This window comes from Actinophytocola sp. KF-1 (genome assembly GCF_054661535.1).
Genome location: NZ_BAAFVK010000003.1, coordinates 288,160 through 314,785, shown reverse-complemented (window position 1 = coordinate 314,785; position 26,626 = coordinate 288,160). Strand labels below are relative to the sequence as shown.

Genomic DNA, 26,626 nt, shown 5'->3' with positions numbered 1-26,626 from the left:
GGACCTGCTGCGGGCGCTGGACGCGCTGTGCGGCGACATCTTCCACCAGGGCAGCCGGTACGAGGCTGTTCGTGGAGTTGCTGGCCGACCCGTCGCCGCAGGTGCGGGTCGCGGCGCTGTACGTGCTGGGCTGGCTGCCCGCCTACGACTCGTCGTCCCGGGTGCGGGCGCTGCTCGATGGAGACGAGCCGGACGGGGTGGTTGCGACGGCCGTGGTGGCGCTGGGGCTGCTGGGCGTCTCCCCCACTGTCGTGCGGCCGTACCTGGCGCACCGGTCGGCGGCGGTGCGGTGGGCTGCGGCGGTCGCGCTCACCCGGCTGGGTGATGTCGCCGCGGCCGGATCCGCCGGTGCCGTTCCACGACGGTGACCTGCGCGGGTACGCGGCGGTGAGCCTGGCCGCGGTGCGGGACCGGGTGCCCGGGTCGGTGCTGGACGGGTTGCTGGCGGGGCTGGGCAAGGTCCCGTCCGCGGCGTGGCGGCTGGGGAACGTCACCGAGGTGCTGCGGACCTTGCGGCTGCCCGCGTCGGTCGAGGAGCTGTGGACCTACGCGGGGCTCTAGCGCAGTGACTCGCCGATCGCGATCGCCCGCTGTTGCGACAGGTCGCCCTCCACGCGGTAGGTGACGCCGTCGTGTTCCCAGATCAGCGTGCTGCCCGCCAGGCGGGCAGACTCGTCGCGCAGGTTCCCGTCGCGGTCGGTGTAGAGGACCGGGTGGGGGCGGTCGACCCAGATGGCGGGTGCGCCGTCGACGGTGACGTGGTGGACGTCGGCGGCCGAGGCGAACTTGGTGAACATCGGGTCGAGGCCGCCGTCGAACTGGTCGACACGCACGCCGCCGAACGCCATGGTCACCACGCGATCGCCTGCGCCGAGGCGGACCGCGCCCGGCGGGCCCAGCCCGGCGGGCAACCGCAGCGGGAAGTCGACGGCGGCGCGGGCCTGCTCGAGCGTGACGTCCCGCTCCCCCGGCATCGGCGGGTCCATGGACGGGGTGACCGGTGCGGGGCCGTGCTGGATCTCCACGCCGCCGATGCGCAGGAAGTCGAACACCGTGGCGCGGACCGCCGGGGAGACGACCATGGCGGTCGCGAGCGCGACCAGCGCGGCCACGACTGCGGCGAGCACGCGGCGCCACCACCGGGCGGGCGCGGGTTCGGCGATGCGGGCGAGGACGGCGCCGGTCACGTCCGGCGGGTCGGGCACGGCCAGCCGGGTGCCCAGCGCGCGGAGGGCGGACTCGAGGTCATCGGCCACGGGGCACCTCCTCCGCCAGCCGGGACGGCAGGGCGCGGCGCAGCTTGTCCAGCGCGCGCGACAGCCGCGACTTCACCGACCCGCGTGGCCAGCCCAGGACCTGTGCGGTCTCGGTCTCCGACAGGTCGAGGAAGTAGCGGCAGGTCAGCACGAGCCGGTCGCGGTCGGGCATGGCGTTGACGGCGGCGAGCAGGACCGCGTGGGTGTCGGCGGCGACCGCCGACTGCTCCGGGGACGCGGGGTCCGCCGCGTCCGGGTGCACCGCCACCCGCAGCTCGAGCGTGGTGCGGCGGCGTGCCGAGCGGCGCAGGTTGTGGGTCTCGTTCGCGACGATCCGCAGCAGCCACGGCCGGAACGCGGCGCCGTCGCGGAACGAGCCGAGCGCGCGGTAGCCCTTCACGAACGCCTCCTGCACCACGTCCTCGGCCTCGTGCCCGGCGCCGAGCAGGTAGGCGGTCCGGTGTGCGAGCGCGCTGTACCGGGCGACCAGCTGCGCGTACGCATGCTGGTCACCGTCGCGTGCCCGTGCTACTGCCTCGTCCTCGTCCGTCTCGTGCTCCTCGACCGGTCTTCTGCCAGCTGGTACACCGCCGGAACCGGATCGGTTCCACCGGTGTAGTCAGGGCATGAGAACGCGGCGATACCTCGTGATGGCTGTGACCGTGCTGGCGACCGGGCTGCTCGCGGCCCCGCCCGCCCAGGCGGGTGCGTGGGAGGAGACCCTGCTCGACCCGCCGCCCGCGCGGATCGAGGCCGGCGTGACCTACACGTTCGGCTACTGGATCCTCCAGCACGGCTCCTACCCGTTCCAGGGCGGCGACCTCGGCCCGACCGCCCTGCGCGCGACCGACGGCAAGGGCGGGACGGTCGACTTCCCCGGCACCCCCACCGCCACCGACGGGCACTACTCGGCCGAGGTGGTGTTCCCGCACGACGGCCGGTGGACCATCGGCTCGGAGCACGGGATGATCATGCCGGACGCGCTCGTCGCGACCGTCACCGTGCCGGGCGGGGTCGAGATCGCGCCCAGCATGATGACCGAACGCGCCCCCTGGAAGTGGGGTGACGTGCGGCCCTCGTTCCCGCCGTCGGCACCCGACGCGGACATGGGCGCACCGCAGGGCTTCGTGTCCGAGGAGCCGCGCGCGCTGGTCGACCCGCCGAGCGTGGCGCCGCGCAGCCAGGCGACGACCGTGCCCGCCGACCAGCCGGGCGCCCCGCTCCCGGTGTGGCTGGTCGCCGCGGCCGGGCTCGTCACCCTCGGGCTCGCGGTGTTGCTGGTCCGCCGGTACCGGCGCGTCAACCCCTAGGCGGCTTGCCCTTCCACGCCGCCTCCCACGTCCTCGGGCCGAGCAGCCCGGAGGTCTTGATGCCGTTCGCGCGCTGCAGCGCCAATACAGCCGTACGGGTTTCCTCCCGGTAGCAGCCGGTGCCCTGGAAGTCGTAGCCGAAGGCGTTCATCCGCAGCTGGAACGGCCGCAGCGCCGGGTCGCAGTCGCCGTACCGGAAGACCTTGCCCGGCCACGGCGGCATCCCGGCCGTCGTGGCCGCGGCGGGACCGCCGCCGATGTAGGCGGCCTCGGCGTAGGTGGGGACGCGTTTGCTGCGCGCGTCCGCGTCCTCGCGCAGGCCGAGCGTGCGTGCGCAGGTCCAGGGCTGCCAGCCGCGCATCCGGTACAGGTACAGCGCGCGGAAGTCCTGCTCGGCGGGGGTGGCCTGGTGCGGGAGGCCGCGGCCGCCGACGCTGCGCCACGTGGGCAGGTCGAACTGGTACGCGCCGTAGTACTTGCCGCTCGCGGACACGATGTCGTAGCGGCCGCTGGACTCGCAGTGGCGCAGGCGCGCCCAGTCGCCGCCGCGCGGGTCGGCCGAGGCCGGCTGCGCGAGACCGAGCAGGACACCCGCGGCCACGAGAAGTCCGATGAGGACGATCCGTCTACCACTCATGACCAGCACCGTACGTTTTGGTCACAAAAGTCACAACCGCACCATCAGCCACACACGTCACGGCACTGTTTCGCATCACCTGTCCCGAGTGGATCACCAAACCCGCCCCTCCCTGTAGGGTCCGCGTGCCGACAGCGGGACGGAGGATGGATGAGCGTGGTGGACGGCAGCCCCGAGACGGTGCCCAGCGCACCGGACCGCAGGCGTGAACAGCGCGGTTGGGTCTGGTACGACTGGGCGAACTCGGTGTTCCCCACGTCGGTCATCACCGTGTTCGGGTCCCTGTACCTGACCGCCGTCGCGGCCGAGGCGGCGCTCGCCGACACGGCGACCAACGGCCCGAACCCGTGCCCCGCCGACGGCGACGGCGGCACCAACAAGCTCGTCGACTGCCAGATCTCCGTGTTCGGCCTGCACTTCCAGGCCGGTTCGCTGTGGGGCTACCTGCTCGCCGCGGCGACGATCATCCAGGTGCTGATCGTGCCGTTGCTCGGCGCCATCGCCGACCGCACGCAGAACAAGAAGCGGATGCTCGCCGTCTCCGCGTTCGGCGGTGCCACCGCCACCCTGCTCATGTCGCTGGTCGCCGGCACGAACTGGCAGCTCGGGGTGGTCCTGTTCATCCTCGGCAACATCGGCTACGGCTGCTCGGTGGTCATCTACTACTCGTTCATCCCCGAGATCGCGACCGCCGACGAACGCGACGCCCTGTCCACCCGCGGCTGGGCGTTCGGGTACCTCGGCAGCGGCACCGCGCTGCTGGTGCAGCTCGTCGTGTACCTGATGCACGAGTCACTGGGGCTGACCGAGGGCGGCGCCGCGCGGATCGCGTTCCTGCTGTCGGGGCTGTGGTGGGCGGCGTTCACGCTGATCCCGCTGCGCAGGCTCAAGGACCACCAGCGGCCGCACGGGGCCGAACACGGGCCGGGCGGGGTGCTGCTCGGCGGGTTCCGCGAGCTGGGCAGCACGCTCAAGCTCGCACGGGCCTACCCGCTGACGCTGGCGTTCCTCGGCACGTACCTCATCTACACCGACGGCATCGCCACGGTCGCCAACGTGTCCGCCCAGTACGGCTCGGAGGAGCTGAACTTCGACTCGACCGTGCTCATCTCGACCATCCTCATCGTGCAGTTCGTCGCGTTCGTCGGCGGCGTGCTGCACGGCGTCGTGGCCCGCCGCGTCGGCGCCAAACGCACCATCATGATGAGCCTGACCGTGTGGCTGGTCGTCATCGCCGCCGCGTACTTCGTGCAGGCCGGGCAGGCGCTCCAGTTCTACATGCTGGCCGCGGGCATCGGTCTCGTGCTGGGCGGGACGAACGCGCTGTCGCGGTCGCTGTTCAGCCAGATGGTGCCGCCGGGCAAGGAGGCGCAGTACTTCTCCATCTACGAGATCGGCGAGCGCGCCACGTCGTGGATGGGCCCGCTGCTGTTCGCCGCGGTCGCCGGCGCGACCGGCTCGTACCGGCCGGCGATCATCTCGCTCGTGGTGTTCTTCTTCATCGGGCTGGTGCTGATGTTCTTCGTCCCGGTCCGCAAGGCCATCCGCGCCGTCGGCAACCCGGAACCGAAGATCCTCTAGCGCTGGTCGCGGGGGCTGACCGGCTGGCGCAGCACGGTCTTCAGCTTGTCCGGGGCCGTGCGGCGCGGGTCGCTCAGGTAGACCTCGTGGTGGCGGTCCCGTTCGGTGAGGCCGTGCGCCGGGAGGTACTCGGTGTGCAGCCGCGTCATGACCGGGGTCTCGTCGTCGTAGGAGCCGACGTGCAGGACCTGCGCGCAGCGGCCCTCGTGCAGGGACTCGTGTTCCACCAGCGCGATGGCCGGGTTCTTCTTCTTCGCCAGCGCGGTCGCCGCCGCCTCCTTCACGTCCTCGGTCGTGATCCAGTCCGGGACGCTGATCAGCATCCGCCACAACCACTCGTCCTTCGCGCGCGCGGTGAACACCGCCGGGTCCGGCGACCACCACAGACCCTCCAACGGCCCCACCACGAAGTCCCGGCCCGCCGCCTTGCTCGTGAACTTCAGCGTGTACGCCACCGCGTACAGGGCCGCCACCGCCCGCGCGTACTCCGGGACCGTGTTCGGGTTCCCCGTGCCCGACACCGCCACGAACCGCTGCGGCGGCACGTCCACCAGCGCCCACTCGCGGTTCCTCGGCGCGTAGCACTCCTTCAGCGCACGCTTCACGTCGTAGGCGCTCATGCCTGTTCCTCCCGGTACGCGGCCAGCCACGCCTGCTCGGCGCGCAGCTGTGCCAGTGAGTGGTCGAAGATCGCGCGGACGAACGGCGGCGCCTGCGTCGGCACCGCGGCACGGACCTGCCGTTCACGTTCGGCGAGGGTCTCGGCGCGGCGGGCCAGCGCGGCACGCAACCGGTCCGGCGGGATCACCGGCTGGTTGGCCAGGCCGACGAGCAGCGGGGAGAACACCGGCCGCGGCTCGGCGATCGCCTGCTCGGCCGCCTCCGCGCACGCCCGGCGGCCCGCCGGGGTCGGTGCGAACACCTTGCGTGCCTTGCCGCGCGCCGGTTCGCCCGCCGGCTCGACCAGGCCACGGCCCTGCAGCTTGGTGAGCAGGTAGTAGATCGAACTGAACCCGATCTCCGTCCACTCGCGCATGCCCCGCTCGGTGATGACCTCCTCCAGCTCGTAGCCGTGCCGCGGCTTCTCCACGAGCAGTCCGAGGAGTGTCAGTTCGGCCGGAGTGAGCTCCACTCAGCTATTCTAGCACTAGAATAAGTGGCCTGGCGGGATCCTCGACGAGGACGGGGCCGCGTCAGGCGCCGACCAGCATCGCGGCGTGGCGGGCCGCGACCGGGTCCCGCAACCGCAGCGTCGAACCGTCCGTGAAGTCGACCCGCAACCACGGCTTCGGCGGCAGGCTGCGGCCCGCGAGCTCCGCCGTGATACCCCGGACCCGCGTCGGCGGCACGTCCAGCAGCGACGTCACCTCCCGCGCCGGGTCCGCCGGCGCCACCAGCGCCGTCGTCGGCACGACCAGCGTCAGCCGCTCCCGCGTCAGCACCAGCCGCGCCGCGCCCGCGGCGTGGCTGAGCAGGTCGGCGACCGCCACCGCGTCCCGGTCGGCCCGGTCGGCCTGCGCCCAGTACGCGATCGTCGGGTCGTCGAGCCAGCCGTTCGGGCCCTGCGACGTCACCGCGGGCAGCGGCCAGCGCACCGCGGGCAGCCGCAACTCCGGCATCCGGCCGATCGGGGTGTGCGGCACCCGCAGCGCGCGACCGATCTGCGCACCCACGTACCCGGTGTTCGCCGTCGCCGCCACCAGGATGTCCTCGCCCGGCAGCAACGTCGCGGCCTGCTCGAGCGCCTGCCCGGCCAGCGCCGCGGCCCAGTCGCCCCGGACACCGGGCCGCAGCGGCGGCGCGCCGTGGGTGAGGCCGAGCGCGTACTCGTACTCGTCGCGGTCGGTCATGCCGACCACGAAGTCCAGCCCCGACCCGTCCACCAGCCGGACCCGCAGCACCGGCACCGTGGTGCGGTCGGCCGGCCGCTCCGCCACCTCGAACCCGGCGATCTGCCCCCGCCCGATCTCCGCCAGCGGTTCCATCGTCGGCGGCGTGATCGGCTCACCCTCGTAGTTGCCGCTCCCCCACAGCTTGCGGCGGTCGGCGACCTTCTCCGCGAGGTCCTTGCCCAGCTGCACGATCCCGCTGCCCACCCGGGCCGCCCGGGCGAGGAACCCACTGGGTTCGGTACGGGTGTACAGCGCGAGGCGCTGGCGGGTCAGCACGTACAGGCGGTGCGGCGCGCCCGTCCACGACGACACGGTACGGACGTACCGGTGTGCGAGGCAGTCCAGCGCCTTGCCCCACACGATCAAGTCAGCCGACTTGCCGTCGTCGTGGTCCATGCCGGGGATGTCGAAGTGGTGCTTGTCGGCGTACGCCGCCCACACCGGATCACCCTCGCCCGGCCGGTCCATCAGCGACCGCGCGACGGTCGCCGGGCCGAGCGGGTCGGCGAGGAATTCCGTCACATCCGCCCGTACCGCACCGAATGACGCTCGCACCGGCTCATATTAAGCGGGCGCGGGCACGCCGCCGTGCTCCGCGCTGTAGAAGCGGACGAGCCGGGTCAGCGCCGCCTGGCAGGCCTCCGGACCGTCGTCGAGGTACGCCCTGCCGCGCGCGAAGTGCCGCACCGGCGCGTGGTAGTGGTACCGGTCGATGCCAGCGAGCTCGAGCAGGTGGACGTCCACCAGCGACTCCAGCAGCAGTGCCGTCTCCCCGGCCGGCAGGTCCAGCACGGCCGCGGCCGCCGGGAGCGTGATGTCCGGGCCGTCGGCGACCGACAGCAGCCGGAACGCCCGCGCCTGCACCGGGGTCAGTTCGTCCAGGGTGGACAGGTAGGGCCCCTCGATCGCGCCGCACTCGGGGCGCGGCACCGGCGCGCCCGGCGCGGGCCTGCCGATCCGGTCGCGGGCCGCGTCCAGCGTCCACTCCGGACGTGACGCGATGCGGTTCCCGATCGCGGCGACGACCTGCGGCAGCCCCGCGGTGTTCGCGACCAGCTCCCGGGCCACGTCCGGTTCGCGGTGCACCCGGTCGCCGACGATGCGCGCCAGCAGCGCGTGCGACTCCTCCTCGCGCAACCCGGACAGGCGCAGCCACTGGACGTACGGCACGCCGTAGAGGCGGCGGCGCGCGGTGAGCAGCACGGCCGCGCCGCCCGCGCCGGGGATGAGGTGGCGCAGCTGCTCGGCGTCACGGGCGCCGTCGAGGACGATCAACAGCCGCAGGCCGGCTGTCCTGGTCCGCCACAACGCGGCCTGCTCGGCCCGCGACGCAGGCGGGTCGGTGACCCCGAGGTCGCGCAGCAGACCGGGCAGCGCGTCCGTGCCGAGGTCGGCGAACAGGCGCCCGTCCGGGAAGCGGTCGGCCATCGCGTGTCCGACGTGGACCGCGAACGCCGTCTTGCCGACCCCGGCGAGCCCCTCGACGCCGACGACCGGGACCTGCCCGCGCACCGGCGTGAGCGCGGCGGTCACGGTCCGGATCTCGTCGGCGCGGCCGACGAAGTCCGGGAGGTCGGGCGGCAGCTGCGCGAGCACCGACGGCCGTCCGCGTTCGCCCAGGTCCGGGTCGGCGGCCAGGATGCGGCGCTGCACGTCGCGCAGCGCGGGCCCCGGTTCGAGGCCCAGCTCGTCGGCGAGCAGGCGGCGGATCTCGGTGAACACGGCCAGCGCGTCGGCCTGGCGGCCCGCGCGGTAGAGGGCGAGCATCAGCAGTTCACGCGGCCGTTCCCGCAACGGGTGCGCGGCGATGACCTCCTCGAGCGCGGTGGTCGCCTCGACGTGCCTGCCCGTGTCGATGTCCGCGGCCGCGAGGTCCTCGACCGCCGCGAGCCGCACCTGGGCGAGCCGGGTCCGTTCACCCTCGGCGTACTCGCCGTTGACGCCCGCGAGCGGGGTGCCGCGCCACAACCCCAGCGCCTTCCGCAGGTGGGTGGCCTTCGTGCGCGCGTCGGCAGCGGTCCGCGCGGCGGCGATCAGGTGGGCGAACTCGGTGGCGTCCAGCGCGCCGGCCCGCAGGGCGTACCCGCCGCCGACGGACTCGATGACGTCCCCGGGCAGTACGCGCCGCAGGCGGGAGACGTAGGAGCGGATCATGCCGGTGGCGGCGCGCGGGGCGGTCGGACCCCAGAGGGCGCTGATCAGCTGGCCGGGGGTGGCGGCGGCGCCGTCGCGCAGGAGGAGGATGCCGAGGATCGCCCGCTGCTGCGGGGTGCCCAGGTCGATCTCGGTGTCGTCGAGCCACGCGCGGACCGGACCCAGCACCTCGAACCGCAACTCGCCGCCCACCGACGACTCCTCTCCGCGACCGCCACTGGACGGGAGAACAGCCTGCGAGGTGATCCGTATTCCGGCGGTTGGCCTCCGGCCCCCGGTTTCCAGCGTAGCGGCGGGCACCGACAGTTTTCGTCGCTGTGGGAGGGGTTGTCCACAGTCCGGGCCGGGACGAGGTACTGGGTCTGGTCCGGGGTCTGCCGCCGGGGTTGGCGGCCGGGCCGCGATCAGAGCGGGCAGGCACGGTGCCCGCGGATGCGACCCGCCGGGTGCCGCCGCACGACCGGGTCGGATGGCGGGGCGGCGCGCAGACGGATGCCACGGATGCGCGCTCAGGACGGAGCGGAGCAGCCGATCAGGAGCGCGAACTCGAGAGCGCGATCCGAGGTGCGCGGCCCGCTGTCCGGCCCCGCTGCCCGGCCTCAGGCCGGACCCCCGGTGGCCTCCGGCCCCCTCGAACCACGCTACCCGGTGCCACCGACACTGCCCGGCCCGCAAGATCGGGAACCGCTGGGTTGTCCACAGCGGGCCTGGTTGTCCACAGGAGACGCCGCGGCTGGGCGGGGTTGTCGGTGGTGTGCCGTACGCTGGTTCGAGGGGGCCGGAGGCCACGCCCGCCGGGCCTCAGAGCGTGAACTTGTCGCGGTTCTCCGCCAGCCACGTCGCGAAATCCTTCAGGTGCGGGTGCAGCGTGCGCACCACCTCCGGGTCGCGTGCGCCCGCGAAGAAGTCCTCGTGCTCGGCGTAGTAGAAGAACATGTTCGCCAGGTCGTCCGCGCCCGGGGCGCCCGACCCGCGGATCACGTCCACATCGATCGGCTGGTACGTGACCTCCTCGCCGAACTCCTTCGCGAAGCGCTCCGCGTACTCCGCGCCCGTCAGGTTCTCGCCCGCCACACTGATCGTCTCGCCTGCCAGGGCGGTACCTCGGCGGAGGATCGCGTACGCGATCCGGCCGATGTCCGCCACCGCGATGCCCGACAGCCTGCGGTCACGCATGGGAAGGGCCAGCACCAGCTTGCCGTCCTCGCCGCGCCTGGGCGGGAAGTACTCCAGGAACGACTCGAAGTAGAACGTCGTCGACAGGAACGTCGTCGGCACGCCCGCCTCGGTGAAGAAGCGGTTCGCCTCCGCCTTGCTGTCGAAGTGCGGCACCTTGTACGTGCCCTGCAGCGTCGGCACCCGCTCGTCGTCCTCCGCGAGGTGGTCGCGGGTGTCCGGCAGCGTCGACCACACCACGTGCGACAGCCCCGCCGCCTTCGCCGCGTTCGCCATGTTGCGCGCCTGCGCCTGCTCGCGGCCGGTGTCGTTGTACTCCCAGAACGCGGTCACGAAGAACGCGCCGTACGCACCATCGAGCGCCGCGCGCACGCTCTGCTCGTCGTCCAGGTTCGCCGCCACCACCTCGGCGCCACGCGCGGCCAGGTCCTTCGCCGCGGCCGAGGACGGGTCGCGGGTCAGCGCGCGGACCGCGAACCCGCCGTCCGGGTCGTCGAGGATGGCGCGCGCCACGCCGCCGCCCTGCTGACCCGTCGCGCCGACCACCGCGATGACCTTCTTGTCACTCATCGGGACTCCTCCGTTGTCGGGATCTCGGTCCCGATACAAGTCCCGCGACGTTGGCGTCCCGTGCACGTCCTGTGCACGCGCCGTCTACTCGCGCGCCGAACCCACCTTCCAGTAACCCGAGAACATGATCCGGCGGCGGTCGACCCCGCGTTCCTTCACCAGGTGGCGGCGCAGTCCGGTGGCGATCGCGGACTCGCCGCACAGCCACGCGTATCCCAGGTCAGTCGTATCGAGATCGGCGACGGCGGGCAGCAGGCGCGTACCGGGGGCGTCCTCGCCCCGGACCAGCCACGTGACGGGGCGGTCGCAGTCGATCGGCAGCCGGTAGCTGTCGTCGGGCACCTCGACGTAGGCGTGGATGTCCGCGTCCCGGTGCGCCTCCAGGATCGCCGACAACGCGGGCAGCGCCGTCTCGTCGGCCGCCAGCAGCTGCGGACCCGGCCGGGTGGGCAGGTAGGTGGCGTTGCCCGCGCGGAAACCGACCGTCTGACCCGGCTCCGCCCGCGACGCCCACCGCGAACCCGGGCCCGCGTCGCCGTGGAGCACGAAGTCCACGTCGATCTCGCGCTTCCGCGCGCCGCAGCCGCCGGATCGTGTACCAGCGCAGGTCCGGTCGCTGGTCCTCCGGCATCCGCCGGATCGCCTGCCGCACGTTGATCCGGTCCTCGCTCGGCATCGTCACCGCCGCCGCGCCCGGCGGCGGCATCAGCAACCCGAAGTACTCGTCCGCGCCGGTGTGGACGTGGTCGGCGAACTCGTCGGCCCGGAACGTGATCCGCCGGACGTTCGGTGCCAGGTCAGCTGTACCGACAACGGTCATCGTGAACTGGTCGTACACCGTGCGCTGCGCGGCCGGTGCCATCACCAGACCGACCGCCTTGTCGAGGACCTTCATCTGCAGCCGCTCGAACGTCGAGTAGTTAGGCATGCCTAACCTTAGCGGAAGCGGGCGAGGATGCCATCCACGACGATCTCCAACCCCAGCTCGGCCAAACCCGGCCGCGCGGGCGGCACCGGCAGCTCCGCCGCCGCGGCCGTCCGGTTGGCGAACGTGTCCGCGTCGACCTTCTCGAACCGCCCCAGCACCGCGCCGTACAGGTGCTCCCACAGGATCCGGGACGCGTCCGGCACGTCCTCCTCCGGCACCCCCGCGGCGCGGAACGCCGCCAGCACCCGCCACACCACCGGCACGATCCTCGGCCCGGCCAGCCCGTCGATGGTGATCGCCAGCACCGACCACCGGTCCGCGGCCAGCGCCCGGTACGCCGCCGACACCAGCCCCAGGATCTCCGCCCTCGGGTCCGCCGCCGGCTCCGGCACCACCATGTCCGCCGCGACCGCGTCGAGCATCGCGACCACCACGCCGTCGCGGTCGCCGGCCACCTGTCGCACCGCGGCCATCGTGGTGCCCAGCTCCTCGGCCACCGACGCGACCGACACCGCGTGCAGCCCGTCGCGGCGACCGACCACCCGCCCGGCGGCCGCGATCGCGTCCCGGTCCGGCACCGACGACGGCACGGGCGCGGGCGGCCGGTCGCCCGGCACGTCCGCCACCGGCTGTCCCAGCCTGGTCGCCAGCCCGTCGAGCATGATCGTGAGCTTGTCGTCGAGCCACCCGCGCCGCTCGAACCGCGACGCGTCCGGCCCCTCGTACAGCTCCCGCAGGCTGCGCCTGCCGCGCGGGGTGTCGAACACCCGGCTCATGCGGCGCACCCCGATCTCCGCCGCGATCGTCAGGTCGGCGGTGAAGTCGACCGCGATCACCGCGTCCCGCGCGCTCAGCCCCTCCGCCCGCAGCCGCGTCACGTACTGGTCGGCGATGCCGAGCGCCTTGCCGGGCATGCTCGGCACCACCAGCGACGTCTCCGCCATGCCCGGGTACCGCTCCAGGAACCGCCACAGCGCGTCGGCGAAGGAGACCATCGCCTCCCGCCAGCCCATGTCGGTGCCCGGCCAGTCGAACTCGCGCAAGGCCAGGTCCAGCGCCGCGAGCAGCAGGTCGTCCCGGTCGTGGACGTACCGGTACAGCGTCGAGTGGCTCACCCCGAGCCTGCGCGCCACCGTGGGCATCGACAGGTTCGGCAGGCCCTCCGCCAACGCGGCCCGCGCCACGTCGTCCCGGGTCAGCGACGGCGGCCTGCCGGGACGGCGACCGCTCCGGGGCTCCGTGCTCACAGCCGTACCGTACCCAGCCTCACCTAACCCGTGGCCGCCCCGTACCACGCGGGCGGCGGCACCGCGTGTTCCGCGGCGCGGCTGACCTCCTCCCACTCCGCCCAGGTGGCGAGCTTGCGGTTCGTCACCTCCACCGCCAGGTCGTAGACCATGTCGCCGAGCAGCAACCGCAGCGGCGGGTCGTCGCTGTCCACCAGCCGGACCAGCGCCCGCGCCGCCAGCTCCGGCAGACTGTCCTTCGACCCCTCCGCGAACCGGCGTTCCAGCTCCGCCCGCAGCTCCGCGTACGCCGGGTTCGGTGTCGTGGCACGCAGTCCCGACAGGTACAGGTCGGTCCAGTACCCGCCCGGCTCCACGATCGTCGTCCGCACCCCGAACCGGGCCGCCTCCGCCGCCACCGCCTCGCTCATGCCCTCCAGCGCGAACTTGCTCGCGCTGTACAGGCCGGTCAGCGGGTACCCGGCGAGCGCGCCGATGCTCGAGATCTGCACCAGCCGCCCGCCGCCCTGGGCACGCAGGTGCGGCAGCGCCGCCTGCGTCACCCACAGCGGGCCGAAGAAGTTCACGTCGAACTGCGCGCGGGCCTCCGCCTCCGTGAACTCCTCGACCATGCCCATCGCCAGGTACCCGGCGTTGTTCACGACCACGTCCAGCCGCCCGAAGTGCGCGACGGCCCGGTCGACCGCGGCGTGCACGGCGTCCCGGTCGGTGACGTCCACCCGGAACGCCAGCACGCGGTCGTCGGACCGCTCCTCGATGGTGCGGGACACCGCCACCACCCGGTCGCCTTCGGCCAGCGCCGCGTCGGCGAACGCCTTGCCGAGGCCACGGCTCGCGCCGGTGATGAACCACGTGCGCATCTTGTCTCCCCTTGTGTCGATAACGAGACGGTGCGTCTCGTCTCGTGGTAGAGTGACACGCATGCCGACGGAACGCAAGGCACCCGACTCCGCCCGCCGCAGCAAGCCGACCCGGCAGGCCATCCTCGCCGCCGCGCTCGACCTCGCCGCCGAGGTCGGCTACCGGAAGCTCTCGATCGAGGGCATCGCGGCCCGCGCCGGCGCGGGCAAGCAGACGATCTACCGCTGGTGGCCCTCCAAGGGCGCCGTCCTGTTCGACGCGCTGCTCGCACTGGCCGACGGCGACGGCGACGCGGACCTGCCCAATACGGGTGACCTGGCCGCCGACCTCAAGCTCGTGCTCGCCGCCACCGTCGACGAGCTGAACAACCCCCGCTACAGCGAGCCCATGCGCGCGCTCACCGTCGAGATCCTCGACAACGCCGAACTCGCCGCCACCTACCGCGAACGGCTCGAACACCCCCTCCGCGAGATGAAGAAGCGGCGGCTGCTGGCCGCTGTCACCGCCGGGCAGCTCCCCGCCGGCACCGACCTCGACCTCGCCGTCGACCTGATCTGGGGGCCGCTGCAGAACCGGTGGCTGTTCCGTGCGGGGCCCCTCACGACCGCGTTCATCGACGCGCTGGTCGACACCGCGCTCGGCGGCCTCGCTCAGGCGTCCCGGCGGCGCACCGACACGTAGGCCCCCGCCAGCGCGACCGCGACCCAGGCCAGCAGGATCAGGAACGCGCCACCCGGCCCGAAGTCACGCGGGCCCAGGACGCCCTCGCTGACCGTCATCATCACCGCGCCCGCCTGGTCCGGCAGGTACTGCGTCACCGGCCGGACCGCAGGCAGGTTCGCCAGGCCCTGCGAGTTCAGGAACAGCACCGGGATCATGATCCCCAGCGACAGCGCCGTGCTCCGCAGCACCGTCGCGACCGCCATCGCGAACACGCACATCAACGTCAGGTACGCGCACGCGCCGAGCACCGCACGCAATACGCCGGTATGGCCCAGCCCCACACCGTGTGCGCCCAGCCCCCACTGCGCGGCGAGGAACGACCCGAACGCGACCACCACCGACAGCACCGCCGCGACCCCGGCCGCCGTCAGCGCCTTCGCCGCGAGGAACACACCCCGGCTCGGCACCGCCGCCAGCGACGCGCGGACCGTGCCCGTCGTGTACTCCGCGCCGACCAGCAGCACCCCGAACACCACCAGCGCGATCTGCCCGATCAGCAACGAGAAGAACCCCAGCTCGGCCGGATCACCCGCCATCCGGTCGATGTCACCGGACAGCTGCAGCCCGAGCAGCGCCGCGACCCCGACGCACAGCACCGCCGACACCGACAGGCTCCACCACGTCGACCGGACCGTCCGCGCCTTCGTCCACTCCGCGCGCACCGCCGCGAGGAACACCGTCACTCCCCCTCCCGGAACTCGACGGCCGTCGCGGTCATCCGCACGAACGCCTCTTCGAGCGACGCCTGCCGCAACGCCATCTCGTGCACCACCAGTCCGTGCGCCGCGACCAGCTCACCGGCCCGCGCCGGGTCGACGCCGTGCGCCGCCAGCGCACCGCCCTCGATGTCGGTCACCTGTATTCCTTCCGCCGCGAACACCGCGCGCAGCCGGGCCGGGTCCGGGGTGGTGATGCGGACGTGCGGACGGGAGTTGTCCGCGATGAAGTCCGCCACCGACGTGTCCGCGAGCAGCCTGCCGCGGCCGATCACCACCAGGTGGTCCGCGGTCAGCGCCATCTCGCTCATCAGGTGGCTCGACACCAGCACCGTGCGGCCCTGCGCGGCGAAGTCCTTGAGCAGCGTGCGCAGCCACACGATGCCCTCCGGGTCGAGCCCGTTCACCGGCTCGTCGAACAGCAGCACACCCGGGTCCCCCAGCAGCGCGGCCGCGATCCCGAGCCGCTGGCGCATGCCGAGCGAGAAACCCCTGACCCGCTTGCGCGCCACCCCGGTCAGGCCGACCAGCTCCAGCACCGCACCCACCCGCGACACCGGGATCCGGTTCGTCTGCGCGAGCCACAACAGGTGGTGGCGGGCGCTCCTGCCGCCGTGCACCGCCCGCGCCTCCAGCAGCGCGCCCACCCGCCGCAACGGCTCCGTCAGGTCCCCGTAGGGGCGGCCGTCGACGAGCACGCGGCCCGCCGTCGGCCGGTCCAGCCCCAGCACCATCCGCATCGTCGTCGACTTGCCCGCACCGTTCGGGCCCAGGAAACCGGTCACCCGACCTGGTTCCACCCGGAACGTCAGGTCGTCGACCGCGAGGGTCCGCCCGTACCGCTTGGTCAGTCCTGCCACCTCGATCACACCGGCACGCTAGGAGCGCGCCGCCCGCGGCCGCTGTCGGCGAAAGTCGCGAGGAGGATCGACGAAAGTCGACCCGTAACCTGCAGCCATGGGCCGATACCTCGCCGTCGCCGCCGTCCTGGCCGCCGAAGGCGCGACGTTCGCCGCCGGGCTCCACGGCCACCGCGGGCCGTTCGGGCTGCTGGTGCTCGCCGCCTGCGCGCTGCTGGCCTGGACCGCCTACCTCACCGGGCGCACGCTGCTCTCCCGCGTCGACACCGCGGTGGTCGCGGCCACCGCCGCCGTCGCCGGCGGGCTGCAGGTGCTGCACACCCCCGCCGCCGCACCGCAGCACGTCGCGACGTTCGTCGTGTTCTTCACACTGCCGCTGCTCGTCGGCCGCTACCTGGCCCAGCACCGCACCCTCGTCCGCACGCTCGACGCGCACAACCGGCAGCTGCGCACCGAGCAGGCGCTGCTGGCCGAGCGCGAACAGCTGCGGGAACGCCTGCGCATCGCCCGCGACATGCACGACGCGCTCGGCAGACGGCTCAGCCTCGTGTCCGTGCAGGCGGCCGCGCTCGAGGTCACCGACCTGCCGCCCGCGCAACGCGACGCCGTGCGCGCGCTCGCGGGCAGCGCCCGGGACGCGGCGACCGAGCTGTACCAGCTGATCGGCTCGCTGCGCGGCGCCGCGGACGACACCCCGGGCGCCGAGGCCGTACCCGCCCTGATCGCCGACTTCCGCGCCGCCGGGGTCGACGTCACCGTCACCGGCACGCCGGGCCCGCTCACGGAAGCCGCGTCCCGCGCGGTGTACCGGGTCGTCGAGGAAGGGCTCACCAACGCCGCGAAACACGCACCCGGCCGGCCCGTCGCCGTACGGCTGACCCGCGAAACCGGCACGCTCGTCGTCACCGTCACCAACCCGCTCGCCGACGGCACCGAACCAGGCGGCGGGTTCGGGCTCGCCGGGCTCGCCGAACGGGTCGGCGCCGCGGGTGGGTTCCTCGACCACCGCCGCGACCACGGCCGGTTCACCCTCGTGGCCATGCTGCCCACCGCGGTGGCACCACCGCCCGCCATCGGCCGCACCCGCGCCACCATGGTCGGCGTCGCGACCGCCGCGCTGCTGTTCGTGCTGCTGCCCGCGAGCCTGCTGACCGGGGTGAGCTAGGTGGTGCGGGTCCTCGTCGCCGACGACGAACCACTGATCACCGCGGGCATCCGCACCGTGCTCGAGGCCGACGGCGACATCGAGGTGGTCGCGACCGCCGCCGACGGGAACGCGGCCGTGGCGGCCGCCGTCGCGCACCGGCCCGACGTCGCGCTGCTCGACATCACCATGCCCGTCCTCGACGGCCTCGGCGCGCTCGGCGAGCTGCGCAGGCAGGCGCCGTCGGTGCGGGCGGTGATGCTGACGTCCTTCGGCACCGAACCGAACGTGCTGCGCGCGCTGCGCGACGGCGCGGCCGGGTTCGTGCTCAAGCACTGCACACCCGGCGAGCTCGTCCGCGCCGTCCGCGCGGCACACGACGGCGACGCCTACCTCTCACCCGAGGTCACCAGGATGGTGCTCGGCATGGTCGCGCCCGCCGCGGGCCGCCGCGACGAGGCACTGGCCCGCCTGGCGGCGCTGAGCCCGCGCGAGACCGAGATCGCCGGACTGGTCGCCGAAGGGCTCTCCAACGCCGAGATCGGCCGCCGCGTGCACATGAGCGAACCGACGATCAAGACCTACATGAGCCGCGTGCTGACCAAGCTCGGCTGCGCCAACCGCGTCGAGGTCGCCATGCTGGTGCGCGACGCGCGCTAGTACTCGCGGTCCTCCGCGATCACCAGTTCCGTCCACGTCTCGCCCGCGCCCCGGCCGATCCGCAACAGCACCAGCTCACCCGCCGACACCGTGCCCGCCCGCAGCTCCCTGCGCAGCATCGGCCACACCGCGCCCGCGGCCGCCCCGCAGAACACGTGCTGCACGCGCGCCAGCACCGGCAACGGCGGCTGCCCGGCGCCTTCGCAAGTCACCTGTACCGGGTCGGTGTCCGCTTCCTGGCGCGGTGCGGGCACCGCCGGCGGGCAGAGCACTCCTCGGTCGTCCATGGCACTCCTGTCATGCCCCGACCCACGTGTTCGCCACCAGCTCGGCGACGAACAACGCGCGGACCGGGTGGTCGGCGAGATCCCCCTGCAGGCCGAACAACTTCGCGACCTGCCAGTCCAGCCGGGTCAGCCGGTGGTGCACGTCGACGACCGCCGCACGCGACGGCCACAGCGCCGCCTCCTCCAGCCTGCCCCGCAGCGCCGTCAGCGCACCGAGCACGTCGGTGACCGCGCCGAGCAGCAGCATGTGGTGGAGCGGCGGCCGGCCGTCGGTGAGCGCCCCAATCGCCTGGTCGAGCAGCTTCCGCGCCAGCCCGATCCGCACCGCGGCCAGCCGCAGCCCGACCACCTCCGGGCGATCACCCGCGTGCCGCAGCGGCACCAGCCCTGCCGGCAGCCGCACGTCGAGGATCGCCACCCCTTCGGAGGTGGCCATGTGGTGCTCGAGGACCGAGGCGCCCTCGTGCACTCGTTGCGCGGGGACGGCCGCCCAGCCCGCGTGGGCCGCGGCCATCAGATCCGCGTCGTCCAGGTCGGCCAGTGCCTTCGCGAGTCCGGCGGACAGGCCCGACGTGTACCCCACCAGCTCGAAGCCGGCGACGTCGACGCACCCGAACGCGACACTCAACACTGACCTCCAGGACCCGTCGTAGCGGTGGCGGCACGACTGCCGTGAGGGGGCCGGCCGGAGCCGTGCCGCCACCGTGCAAGAGGCCGTCCTACCCGGCGCTCCCGACATGACGAAACCCGATCAAGGGAGCGCGGACCAGGCACTTCCACCGGCACTTCCACCGGCACAACCAGCACTGCGTCCCGGCCCGCGCACGCGGCGTGAGCACGCGGGCTGCCAGCGCAAATGTGGGTGGACAGCACGCATGCGGGGAGTGGGGTGGGTAGGCGACCGTAGAGGAGGTCCACCCGTCCACAGCAGACCCGAGGAGGTCCGCCATGGCAACGCGTCCCGCGTTCGGGGCTGTCCTGCGGGCCTACCGCACCGGGGTGGGCCTCACCCAGGAGGAGCTCGCCGACCGGTCCGGGTTGTCCGTCCGCGCGATCCGCAACCTCGAGATCGGCCGCACCGAACGGCCCCAGCGGCAGACGGTCGCGCTGCTCTCCCTCGCGCTGCGGCTGACCGAGGCCGAGGAGGCCGCCCTGCTCACCGCGGCGGGCAGAGGGCACGCGGAACCACCGCCCGGCGGCCGGTGCGAACTGCCGCCGGACGTGCCGGAACTGTGCGGCCGCGACCTGCCCGTCGCCGCCGTCACCCGCGCGCTCACCACCACCGGACCGCGCGCCGCGCTGGTCAGCGGCGGTCCCGGCGTCGGCCGCACCGCCGTGGCCGTGCACGTCGCCCACCGGGTGCGCGACCGGTTCCCCGACGGCCAGATCTACGCCGACCTCGACCAGCCCGACCGCACGCCGATGTCCGTCGACGCCGTGCTCGCGCGGCTGCTGCGGTCCCTCGACGTCACCGACCTGCCCGCCACCAGGGACGAACGCGCCGCGCTCGTGCGTGCCGAACTCGCCGCCCGGCGGGTGCTCGTGGTGCTGGAGAACGTGGCCCACGAAGGGCAGGTGCGGCCGCTGCTGACCGGCGCCGCGCCCAGCGCCGTGCTGATGACCAGCCGCCGTGACCTGATCGCGCTCCCCGGCGTGCACACCGTGCGGCTCGACCCGCTCGGCGCCGCCTGCGCCAGACAGGTGCTGGTGCGGCTCGTCGGCGACCGGGTGCGCGACGAACCCGTGGCCGCGCAGGCGATCGTCGACGCCTGCGCCCGCCTGCCGGTCGCGCTGCACATCGCCGGGTCCTGGCTCGCCGCGCGCCCGCACCGCCCGCTCGCCGACCTCGCCGCCCTGCTCACTGACGACGACCTCGTGCTGGACCGGCTCACCGTCGCCGACCTGTCCGTCCGCGCCTGCATCGCCAGCCACGTCGCCACGCTGCGCCCCGACGAGCAGCGGTTGCTGCACCAGCTCGCGCACCTGGACACCGACACCCTCACCGCCGCCGAGCTGTGCCACCCGCTGGCCACCGCCGAACCGGCGCTGCGGGACGGTCTCGACGCGCTCGCGCACGCGCACCTGCTCACCCCGGCCGGACCGGGGTACCGGATGAACCCGCTGGTCAGGCGGTACGCACAAGAGGAAGCCGGCCTTCCCCGGCTGAGGGCGGCGCGATGAGCTGATGCACTTGCGAACAACTCGATACGGATCCGCGCCGTGCGCCGGGAATATGCGTAGTTTCCACCCATGACCCCGCCCGCACGGGCTGGCACCGTCCTGTCCATGACCGAGACGGGCCCAGCCGGCGCCTTCCCCGCCGACTGGTGGGCGCCCGGCCTCGCGCTCGCCGAACGGCCGGCACCGGTGCGCGGCACCGTGCCGAGCGCACAGGCCCGCGACCGCGTCGCCAGGTGGCGCGCCGGGTTCGGCGCGGGCAACCGGTTCGACCAGCGCCTCGTCGCCGACGGCCTGGACGAGGTCGCCCTCCTTGGTCTGCTCACCGAGGAACCGTCGGCACTCGCCGCCCGCGTCACCCGCCCCGGCTGGGCGGGCACCGCCGAACGCGCGGTCCGCGGCGCGATGGCCCACCACGTCGACACAACCGACTGGCGAACCGCGCTGGCCGCTGTGCTGCGGCCCTTCGTCACCGCCGCCACCGACGACCTCACCGACCGGATCGCCGAGTACGCCCACCAGGCCGACCTCGCCGCGCTCGTCGCCGCGTTCGCGGAACGGCTGACCCGCAAACTCGTGTCCATCGCCGCGCGCACCTTCGCGTACGAGCTCAACGCCGCCATCGTCGCGGGACACGTGACCGGCGCCGCCGACCTCGCGACCCGCCTCACCGAACCCGCCCGGTTCGCCCGGCTGCTCACCAAGTACCCGGTGCTGGCCAGGCTGCTCGGGCAGGCCAGCACCTTCCAGACCGACGCGTTCGCCGAACTGCTCACCCGCTTCGCCGCCGACCGCGACCTGATCGTCACCACGCTGCTCGGCGGCACCGACCCCGGTCCGCTGACCGAGATCCGCACCGGCCTCGGCGACACCCACCGGCACGGCCGGTCGGTCGCGATCCTCACCTTCGCCGACGGCAGCCGCGTCGTCCACAAGCCACGGGACCTCGGCGCGCACGAACGGTTCGGCGCCGCCGTGCGCTGGCTCAACACGGTCGTGCCCGACCTCGGCCTGCGCACCGCGGGCGCCGTGGTCCGCGACGGGTACGGCTGGGTCGAGTTCGTGCCCGCCCGCCCGCTGCCCGACCTCGCCGCCGCCGACCGCTTCTACCGCAGGCAGGGCGCGCTGCTGGTCCTGCTGCACGCGCTGCACGCCTCGGACATGCACTTCGAGAACGTCATCGCGAGCGGTGACCAGCCCGTGCTCGTCGACACCGAGGCGCTGTTCCACCCCGCGCTCGCCGCACCGTCCGACGGTGTCGACCCCGCCGGGCGCATGCTGGCCGAGTCCGTGCAGCGCACCGGCCTGCTGCCGGTCGTCGTCGCGGGCGAGGGCGGCGCCGCCGACGTCTCGGCGCTCGGCGGCGGGACCGTGTCCGACGTGGTCACCGACTGGGAGCCGGACGAGCGGGGCGCGCTGCGCGAGGTGCGGCGGACCGTCACCCGCGCAGGCGCGGGCAACCTGCCCCGGCTCGGCGACCACGCCGCGGACGTCGCCGACCACGAGAAGGCGCTGCTCGACGGGTTCCGCACCGCCTACGACGCGATCATCCGCCACCGCGCCGAGTTCACCGACCTGCTCGACGGGTGCGCGGAGGACGAGGTGCGCGTCGCGGTCCGCCACTCCCGCGGCTACGCGCGGCTGCTCGCCGAGTCCACCCGGCCCGAGCTGCTCCGCGACGGCATGGACCGGGACAACGCGCTCGACGTGCTGTGGGTCGAGTCCGCGGGCGACCCGCTGCGGTGGCGGGTGTGCCGCCACGAGCTGGCCGACCTGTGGGCGCTCGACGTGCCCATGTTCACCGCCCGTCCCGGGTCGGCCGACCTGTGGAGCGCGAGCGGGCAGCGCCTGCCCGGCGCCCTGGAGCGCCCCGGCCTGGCCAGCGCGCTCGCCAAGGTCAACGCGATGAGCGAGATGGACCTGCGCGACCAGGAATGGATCATCGCCGCCGCGCTCGCCACCCGCGCCCCCGGCACCGCGCACCGCGCGGCCGCGCCGCTGCCCGGTCACCTCGCGGGCACCGCGGCGCCGCCGGAGCGGCTGGTCGTCACCGCCTGCGCGCTCGCCGACCGGCTCGTGGCCCGCACTCACGCGAGCGGCGACCGCGTCAACTGGCTCGGCCTCGAACTCGTCGACGACCAGCGCTGGCTCGTGCTGCCGATGGGCGCGAGCCTCGGCACCGGCTACCTGGGTGTCGCGCTGTTCCTCGCCCAGCTCACCGAACTGTCCGGCGTGTCCCGCTACGCCGAGATCGCCCGCAGCGCGCTGCGCGGCCTGCCGCAGCTGTTCGACCTCATGCGCAGCAGGCCCGACCTCGCGGGCGCCGTCGGCTGCGGCGGCTTCCACGGCTTCGGCGGCATCGCCTACGGCCTGGCCCGGCTCGCCACCCTGCTCGGCGACGACGGGCTGCGCGACGACGCCCGCACCGCCGTCGAACTGGCCGCGGCCGCCGCCAAGGCGCCCGGCCCCGCCGGCGTCGCGAGCGGCGGCGCCGGTTGTCTCGCCGCCATGACCGCCGTGCACACCGAACTCGGCCTGCGCGAAGCCGGGGACCTCGCCAGGGAGTGCGCCGACGGGCTCGCCGAACTGGTCCGCCGCACCGGCGGCCGCTGCGGCGGACCGGACGGGCCGTCCGGGTTCGCCGACGGCGCCGCGGGGATCGCGTGGGCACTCGCCCCGTACGATCGCGACGCGGCGGCACTCGCCGCCGCGCACGCCACCGCGGTGCCCGGCGAACCCGGCTGGTGCACCGGCACCGCGGGGCTCGCGATGGCAGGCGTCACCGACGAGAACCCCGCGTTGTCCGCCGACCGGCCCGTCCTCGGCGACCTCAGCCTCTGCCACGGCGAACTGGGCATCGTCGAGGCACTCGCGGGCGACCACACGGAACAGGGGGCGACCGTCCGCCGCAGGCGCGCGGGCCTCATCCTCGACGCGTACACGCAGCACGGCCCCACCTGCGGCACCCCGGGCGGCGTGCCGACCCCGGGCCTGCTCGGCGGCGTCGCGGGCATCGGGTACGGCCTGCTGCGCCTCGGCCACCCGGAGCGCGTGCCGTCGGTCCTGCTGCTCGAACCGTCCCGCCCCACAGACCACGTCCTGCACACCCACTGAGAGAACAAGGAGCACACCGTGTCCGACGAGCTGTTCACCACCGATGCCACCGCCACCGACGAGACCCCCGCCGCCGAGGGCCGCGCCTACCCCGCGCCGCTCATGCGGTTCATGCCCGCGATCACCTTCGGCGTGCGGGCCGCCGCCCTCGCAGGCATGGCCGTCTCGGCCGGCGCGCTCGCCTTCGGCCTCGCGGGCGCCTTCGACGACGTCACCGCCGGCGCGAACACCACCTGCTGCGGCGGTCAGCTCGACTGACACGCAGGCTGACGGAGACTGACGCCGGGTCCGGGGGTGCGGACCGAGCCGGGTCCGCACCACTCTGGATCACGCGGCGGACACCTCGGTAGTCTCGGCAATCGTGCGGAACCGCTCGTCAACCGTGGTGGGCCGCGACCAGGAGCTCCGTACCGTCGAGCACGCCCTGACCGCGGCGGCCGCCGGGCGGGGCGGGGCGGTGTTCCTCGTCGGCGAGAGCGGCATCGGCAAGTCCAGGCTCGCGGCGTCGGCCGCTGACCAGGCCTTCCAGGCCGACATGGTGCTGATGCGTGGTCGCGGCAGCGCCATCGGCCCCATGGTGCCCTTCCGGTCCCTCACCGAGGCGCTGCTGTCGCTGCTGCGCGCGGGCGACGACATCGACATCGACGCGCTCGGCCCGTACCGGCCGGTGCTGGCCCGGCTCATCCCGGACTGGGGCACCCCGGCCGCGCAGGAGGAGGGCGGGTCGCTCGTCATCCTCGCCGAGGCGGTGCTGCGGCTGACCGGGCTCGCGGGCAAGGGCCGTGGCTGCCTGGTGTCCCTCGACGACCTCCAGGACGCCGACGCCGAGAGCCTCGCGGTCGTCGAGTACCTGATCGACAACCTCGACCGGCAGCCCACGCTGCTGCTCGGCGCCATCCGCAACGAACCGTGCCCGGCGCTCGACCTGGCCCGCTCGGCCGCGCGCCGGGGCACCGCCGTGCTGATCGAGCTGGACCGGCTCGACCGTGCGGGCCTGCGTGACCTCGCGGGCGCCTGCCTGTCGGTGCCCGCCGCCGACGTGCCCGCACCGGCCGTCGACCTGCTGTGGGCGGGCAGCGCGGGCAACCCGTTCCTCATCGAGGAGCTGCTCGGCGGCATCGTCGACGGCGGCCTGCTCGTGCCTGCCGACCACGGCTGGCGCATGGCCGACCCGCCACCCGAGGACGTGCCTGCCACGTTCGCCAGGACCGTCGCCCGCCGCATCGAGGCGCTCGGCCCCACCGTGCAGAAACTGCTGTCCGTGGCCGCGGTCGCGGGCAGGCGGTTCCCGCTCGCCGTCGTGCAGGCCGTCACCGGGCTGCCCGACCGGGAGCTGCTGTCGCACCTGCACGGCGAACCCGTCGCGCAGCTCGTGCAACCCGACGACCAGCTGCCCGACTGGTACACCTTCCAGCACCAGCTGATCCGCGAGGCGCTGCTGACCCTCCTCGCGCCCGCCGAACGCGCCCGGCTCGCCGAGCAGGTCGCCGACGCGCTGGAGACCGTGTACCCCGGGCTGCCCGGCGAGTGGTGCCAGACCGCCGCCGCGCTGCGGTTGGAGGCGGGCAACACCACCGTCGCGGGCCGGTTGTTCGCCGAGGCCGGCCGCCGCGCCAGCACACAGGGCGCCGCGAACTCCGCCGTCGGGCTGCTCGACCGCGCCTGGGAGCTGCTGGCAGGCGACGAGGCCGCCGAACGCGCCGACACGCTCGAGCACCTCGTCTACGCGCTCGCCGAGGCCGGGCTCGTGGAACGCGCGCTCGCGTCCGTCGGCACCCTCGACCAGGTCGGCGGCCTCGACCCGCGACGGCGGGCCCGCCTGCACACCCGCCTCGCGTGGGCCGCCCAGGTCGCCGGGCCGGGACCCAACAGCCTCGCGCAGATCAGCGCCGCCAGGACGCTGCTCGGCCCGGACGCCGACGAGGCCGACACCGCGCCCATCGACGTCGTCGAGGCCCACCTCGTCCTCGACGCACCCGGCCAGGGCCAGATCGAGAAGGCACAGCGGCTCGCGCGGCGGGCCGCCGAGGTCGCCGACCGCGTGCCGCTGCCGGTCGTGGCCTGCCAGGCCTGGCAGCTGCTCGGCGTGCTGCAGCGCTCCACCGACCCCGCCGCCGCGACCGCGTGCCTGGAACGCGCCCGCGCCACCGCCATGCGCCACGACCTGCCGATCTGGGAGATCCACGCGCTCGTGCGCCTCGGCAACGACGACGCGCTGCGCGACGGCTACCTCGACCGGCTCGAACAGGCCCGCACGCAGGCCACCCTCGTCGGCGCCGTCACCGCCCGCTACCAGGCCGAGCAGAGCATCGCCCTGTACACGATCCTCGAGGGCGACTTCGCCACCGCCGAGTCGCTCGTCGACCAGGTGTTCGCCGCCTCCAGCAGGCTCAAGCTCGTCGAGAACGTGCACTACGTGCTGGTCGTGCGGGCGATACTCGCCGGGCACCGGGGCCGCCGCAAGGAGATGGACGAGGCGCTCGCGACGTTCCGGCGGTGGGAGGGCGACGCCCAGCCGCTCTACGCGCCCCGCGTGTACGGGCTCGCGCGGGCGTTCTGCGCGCTGCTGGAGGAGAACCGGCCGCGGGCCGTCGAGGAACAGGCCTACGCGCTGCGGGCCGAGGACGCGACCCCGACCGTCTACCACCTCGGCGGCCGCTACGGCCTGAACCTGCTGCTCGGCGCCGTCTGCGCCACGATCACCCGCGAGGAGTTCGACGAGGTCGCGTCCTCCCCCGCCGCCGGGCTGCGGTGGGACCGGATGTTCGCCCAGTTCGGCCGGGCCGTGCTGGCCGGGCGGGCCGGTGAGAACGCCGAGGCGGAGGAGGCGCTGGCCGACGCGCTCACCGCGGGCACCCCCTACGCCATGGGCAGGCACCTCGGGCTGCGCCTGGTCGCCGAATGCGCGCTCACCGACGGCTGGGGCACCCCGGTCGACTGGCTGCGCGCCGCGGAGGACTACTTCCACTCCGCCGACATCCCCGCCGTCGCCAGCGCCTGCCGGGCGCTGCTGCGCAACAGCGGCGTGAAGGTCGGGCAGCGGCGCACCGGGCTCGCGGAGATGCCGTCGGCGCTGCGGTCGGCGGGGCTGACCGTGCGCGAGTACGAGGTGCTGCGCCTGCTCGCCGACCGGCTCGGCAACCGCGAGATCGCCAACCGCCTGCACCTGTCGCCCCGCACCGTCGAGAAGCACGTGTCCAGCCTGATCACCAAGACCGGCCTGCCCAACCGCATCGCGCTGTCCGAGTACGCCGTCACGGCCGCCGACCCCGCCTGAGACACGCCCGGGCCGGACATCCCACACGTGCGCGGATCGTGCGGGAAAATCAAGT

At 74.0% G+C, this 26,626-nt stretch carries 25 protein-coding genes and 2 pseudogenes; 11 read left to right on the top strand and 16 right to left on the bottom strand.

Annotated elements, in window-relative coordinates:
• Nucleotides 1–71 precede the first annotated feature (71 nt).
• On the top strand, nucleotides 72–368 hold the full coding sequence (locus tag ACYQ77_RS11355) for a HEAT repeat domain-containing protein (protein WP_459710145.1): 297 nt from the start codon (nucleotides 72–74) through the stop codon (nucleotides 366–368).
• The gene (locus ACYQ77_RS11350; RefSeq protein WP_459710143.1) at nucleotides 349–561 is read left to right on the top strand and encodes a hypothetical protein; all 213 of its coding nucleotides are present in this window, start codon (nucleotides 349–351) and stop codon (nucleotides 559–561) included. Before ACYQ77_RS11355 ends, ACYQ77_RS11350 begins: the two co-directional genes overlap by 20 nt.
• Here ACYQ77_RS11350 and ACYQ77_RS11345 read toward each other — a convergent pair.
• Nucleotides 558–1,256, bottom strand: coding sequence for a hypothetical protein (locus tag ACYQ77_RS11345; protein ID WP_459710141.1), 699 nt, complete (start codon nucleotides 1,254–1,256; stop codon nucleotides 558–560). The two genes, ACYQ77_RS11350 and ACYQ77_RS11345, sit on opposite strands and share 4 nt — an antisense overlap.
• A pseudogene (locus ACYQ77_RS11340) lies at nucleotides 1,246–1,749 on the bottom strand (RNA polymerase sigma factor); the annotation flags it as partial. The gene ACYQ77_RS11345 and the pseudogene ACYQ77_RS11340, both read right to left, overlap by 11 nt.
• A gap of 133 nt (nucleotides 1,750–1,882) precedes the next feature.
• On the opposite strand from ACYQ77_RS11340, the gene ACYQ77_RS11335 reads away from it, so the two are divergent.
• Nucleotides 1,883–2,566, top strand: a complete 684-nt coding sequence (locus tag ACYQ77_RS11335; RefSeq protein WP_459710139.1) for a hypothetical protein — start codon at nucleotides 1,883–1,885, stop codon at nucleotides 2,564–2,566.
• Here the strand turns inward: ACYQ77_RS11335 and ACYQ77_RS11330 are convergent.
• On the bottom strand, nucleotides 2,556–3,203 hold the full coding sequence (locus tag ACYQ77_RS11330) for a transglycosylase family protein (protein ID WP_459710137.1): 648 nt from the start codon (nucleotides 3,201–3,203) through the stop codon (nucleotides 2,556–2,558). The two genes, ACYQ77_RS11335 and ACYQ77_RS11330, sit on opposite strands and share 11 nt — an antisense overlap.
• 150 nt (nucleotides 3,204–3,353) lie before the next feature.
• On the opposite strand from ACYQ77_RS11330, the gene ACYQ77_RS11325 reads away from it, so the two are divergent.
• Nucleotides 3,354–4,784 (top strand): MFS transporter, encoded by a 1,431-nt coding sequence (locus ACYQ77_RS11325; protein ID WP_459710135.1) that lies wholly within the window; start codon nucleotides 3,354–3,356, stop codon nucleotides 4,782–4,784.
• Here ACYQ77_RS11325 and ACYQ77_RS11320 read toward each other — a convergent pair.
• The 9 genes and pseudogenes from ACYQ77_RS11320 to ACYQ77_RS11280 form a co-directional block, all read right to left on the bottom strand.
• Nucleotides 4,781–5,404 carry a GyrI-like domain-containing protein gene (locus tag ACYQ77_RS11320; RefSeq protein WP_459710133.1) on the bottom strand — a complete coding sequence of 208 codons (624 nt, stop codon included), beginning with the start codon at nucleotides 5,402–5,404 and terminating at the stop codon, nucleotides 4,781–4,783. The genes ACYQ77_RS11325 and ACYQ77_RS11320 overlap by 4 nt on opposite strands.
• Complete coding sequence (locus ACYQ77_RS11315; RefSeq protein WP_459710131.1) at nucleotides 5,401–5,916, bottom strand: PadR family transcriptional regulator; 516 nt, start codon at nucleotides 5,914–5,916, stop codon at nucleotides 5,401–5,403. Before ACYQ77_RS11315 ends, ACYQ77_RS11320 begins: the two co-directional genes overlap by 4 nt.
• Before the next feature lie 61 nt (nucleotides 5,917–5,977).
• On the bottom strand, nucleotides 5,978–7,231 hold the full coding sequence (locus ACYQ77_RS11310) for a hypothetical protein (RefSeq protein WP_459710130.1): 1,254 nt from the start codon (nucleotides 7,229–7,231) through the stop codon (nucleotides 5,978–5,980).
• A 9-nt stretch (nucleotides 7,232–7,240) separates the two neighbouring features.
• The gene (locus ACYQ77_RS11305; RefSeq protein WP_459710129.1) at nucleotides 7,241–9,022 is read right to left on the bottom strand and encodes an AfsR/SARP family transcriptional regulator; all 1,782 of its coding nucleotides are present in this window, start codon (nucleotides 9,020–9,022) and stop codon (nucleotides 7,241–7,243) included.
• 609 nt (nucleotides 9,023–9,631) lie between these two features.
• A complete protein-coding gene (locus tag ACYQ77_RS11300) occupies nucleotides 9,632–10,576 on the bottom strand; it encodes an NmrA/HSCARG family protein (RefSeq protein ID WP_459710127.1) in 945 nt (314 codons plus the stop codon).
• Between the two features lie 84 nt (nucleotides 10,577–10,660).
• Nucleotides 10,661–11,137 carry a siderophore-interacting protein gene (locus tag ACYQ77_RS11295; protein ID WP_459710756.1) on the bottom strand — a complete coding sequence of 159 codons (477 nt, stop codon included), beginning with the start codon at nucleotides 11,135–11,137 and terminating at the stop codon, nucleotides 10,661–10,663.
• Between the two features lie 73 nt (nucleotides 11,138–11,210).
• A pseudogene (locus ACYQ77_RS11290) lies at nucleotides 11,211–11,396 on the bottom strand (siderophore-interacting protein); the annotation flags it as partial.
• A 116-nt stretch (nucleotides 11,397–11,512) separates the two neighbouring features.
• Nucleotides 11,513–12,751, bottom strand: coding sequence for a TetR family transcriptional regulator (locus ACYQ77_RS11285; RefSeq protein WP_459710125.1), 1,239 nt, complete (start codon nucleotides 12,749–12,751; stop codon nucleotides 11,513–11,515).
• A 23-nt stretch (nucleotides 12,752–12,774) separates the two neighbouring features.
• Nucleotides 12,775–13,611, bottom strand: a complete 837-nt coding sequence (locus tag ACYQ77_RS11280) for an SDR family NAD(P)-dependent oxidoreductase (protein ID WP_459710123.1) — start codon at nucleotides 13,609–13,611, stop codon at nucleotides 12,775–12,777.
• A gap of 61 nt (nucleotides 13,612–13,672) precedes the next feature.
• On the opposite strand from ACYQ77_RS11280, the gene ACYQ77_RS11275 reads away from it, so the two are divergent.
• Nucleotides 13,673–14,293, top strand: coding sequence for a TetR/AcrR family transcriptional regulator (locus tag ACYQ77_RS11275; RefSeq protein WP_459710121.1), 621 nt, complete (start codon nucleotides 13,673–13,675; stop codon nucleotides 14,291–14,293).
• Here the strand turns inward: ACYQ77_RS11275 and ACYQ77_RS11270 are convergent.
• Together ACYQ77_RS11270 and ACYQ77_RS11265 are read right to left on the bottom strand one after the other, a co-directional pair.
• Nucleotides 14,263–15,018 carry an ABC transporter permease subunit gene (locus tag ACYQ77_RS11270; protein WP_459710119.1) on the bottom strand — a complete coding sequence of 252 codons (756 nt, stop codon included), beginning with the start codon at nucleotides 15,016–15,018 and terminating at the stop codon, nucleotides 14,263–14,265. The two genes, ACYQ77_RS11275 and ACYQ77_RS11270, sit on opposite strands and share 31 nt — an antisense overlap.
• Nucleotides 15,015–15,920: an ATP-binding cassette domain-containing protein gene (locus tag ACYQ77_RS11265; protein WP_459710118.1), complete on the bottom strand. Its 906-nt coding sequence runs from the start codon at nucleotides 15,918–15,920 to the stop codon at nucleotides 15,015–15,017. Before ACYQ77_RS11265 ends, ACYQ77_RS11270 begins: the two co-directional genes overlap by 4 nt.
• An 88-nt stretch (nucleotides 15,921–16,008) precedes the next feature.
• Here ACYQ77_RS11265 and ACYQ77_RS11260 point away from each other — a divergent pair, with 88 nt between their 5' ends.
• Both ACYQ77_RS11260 and ACYQ77_RS11255 read left to right on the top strand, forming a co-directional pair.
• Nucleotides 16,009–17,076, top strand: a complete 1,068-nt coding sequence (locus ACYQ77_RS11260) for a sensor histidine kinase (RefSeq protein WP_459710116.1) — start codon at nucleotides 16,009–16,011, stop codon at nucleotides 17,074–17,076.
• Nucleotides 17,077–17,715 (top strand): response regulator, encoded by a 639-nt coding sequence (locus ACYQ77_RS11255; RefSeq protein WP_459710114.1) that lies wholly within the window; start codon nucleotides 17,077–17,079, stop codon nucleotides 17,713–17,715. It abuts the gene before it with no gap.
• On the opposite strand, the gene ACYQ77_RS11250 is transcribed toward ACYQ77_RS11255, so the two are convergent.
• Together ACYQ77_RS11250 and ACYQ77_RS11245 are read right to left on the bottom strand one after the other, a co-directional pair.
• Nucleotides 17,712–18,002: a hypothetical protein gene (locus tag ACYQ77_RS11250; RefSeq protein WP_459710112.1), complete on the bottom strand. Its 291-nt coding sequence runs from the start codon at nucleotides 18,000–18,002 to the stop codon at nucleotides 17,712–17,714. The genes ACYQ77_RS11255 and ACYQ77_RS11250 overlap by 4 nt on opposite strands.
• A gap of 10 nt (nucleotides 18,003–18,012) precedes the next feature.
• A complete protein-coding gene (locus tag ACYQ77_RS11245; protein ID WP_459710111.1) occupies nucleotides 18,013–18,630 on the bottom strand; it encodes a hypothetical protein in 618 nt (205 codons plus the stop codon).
• A 320-nt stretch (nucleotides 18,631–18,950) separates the two neighbouring features.
• Here ACYQ77_RS11245 and ACYQ77_RS11240 point away from each other — a divergent pair, with 320 nt between their 5' ends.
• From ACYQ77_RS11240 to ACYQ77_RS11225, 4 genes are all read left to right on the top strand, one after another.
• Nucleotides 18,951–20,183, top strand: a complete 1,233-nt coding sequence (locus ACYQ77_RS11240) for a helix-turn-helix domain-containing protein (RefSeq protein ID WP_459710109.1) — start codon at nucleotides 18,951–18,953, stop codon at nucleotides 20,181–20,183.
• A gap of 105 nt (nucleotides 20,184–20,288) precedes the next feature.
• A complete protein-coding gene (locus ACYQ77_RS11235; RefSeq protein ID WP_459710108.1) occupies nucleotides 20,289–23,294 on the top strand; it encodes a type 2 lanthipeptide synthetase LanM family protein in 3,006 nt (1,001 codons plus the stop codon).
• 18 nt (nucleotides 23,295–23,312) lie between these two features.
• Nucleotides 23,313–23,552 carry a hypothetical protein gene (locus ACYQ77_RS11230; protein WP_459710106.1) on the top strand — a complete coding sequence of 80 codons (240 nt, stop codon included), beginning with the start codon at nucleotides 23,313–23,315 and terminating at the stop codon, nucleotides 23,550–23,552.
• Nucleotides 23,553–23,655: 103 nt separating this feature from the next.
• Nucleotides 23,656–26,571, top strand: a complete 2,916-nt coding sequence (locus ACYQ77_RS11225; protein ID WP_459710104.1) for an ATP-binding protein — start codon at nucleotides 23,656–23,658, stop codon at nucleotides 26,569–26,571.
• Nucleotides 26,572–26,626: the final 55 nt, after the last annotated feature.

What these genes read in the sequence shown, in the direction of transcription:
- ACYQ77_RS11335 (WP_459710139.1), top strand. Translation starts at nt 1,883, where the DNA reads ATGAGAACGCGGCGATACCTCGTGATGGCTGTGACCGTGCTGGCGACC.
- ACYQ77_RS11330 (WP_459710137.1), bottom strand. Translation starts at nt 3,203, where the DNA reads ATGAGTGGTAGACGGATCGTCCTCATCGGACTTCTCGTGGCCGCGGGT.
- ACYQ77_RS11325 (WP_459710135.1), top strand. Translation starts at nt 3,354, where the DNA reads ATGAGCGTGGTGGACGGCAGCCCCGAGACGGTGCCCAGCGCACCGGAC.
- ACYQ77_RS11320 (WP_459710133.1), bottom strand. Translation starts at nt 5,404, where the DNA reads ATGAGCGCCTACGACGTGAAGCGTGCGCTGAAGGAGTGCTACGCGCCG.
- ACYQ77_RS11300 (WP_459710127.1), bottom strand. Translation starts at nt 10,576, where the DNA reads ATGAGTGACAAGAAGGTCATCGCGGTGGTCGGCGCGACGGGTCAGCAG.
- ACYQ77_RS11280 (WP_459710123.1), bottom strand. Translation starts at nt 13,611, where the DNA reads ATGCGCACGTGGTTCATCACCGGCGCGAGCCGTGGCCTCGGCAAGGCG.
- ACYQ77_RS11275 (WP_459710121.1), top strand. Translation starts at nt 13,673, where the DNA reads ATGCCGACGGAACGCAAGGCACCCGACTCCGCCCGCCGCAGCAAGCCG.
- ACYQ77_RS11260 (WP_459710116.1), top strand. Translation starts at nt 16,009, where the DNA reads ATGGGCCGATACCTCGCCGTCGCCGCCGTCCTGGCCGCCGAAGGCGCG.
- ACYQ77_RS11250 (WP_459710112.1), bottom strand. Translation starts at nt 18,002, where the DNA reads ATGGACGACCGAGGAGTGCTCTGCCCGCCGGCGGTGCCCGCACCGCGC.
- ACYQ77_RS11240 (WP_459710109.1), top strand. Translation starts at nt 18,951, where the DNA reads ATGGCAACGCGTCCCGCGTTCGGGGCTGTCCTGCGGGCCTACCGCACC.
- ACYQ77_RS11235 (WP_459710108.1), top strand. Translation starts at nt 20,289, where the DNA reads ATGACCGAGACGGGCCCAGCCGGCGCCTTCCCCGCCGACTGGTGGGCG.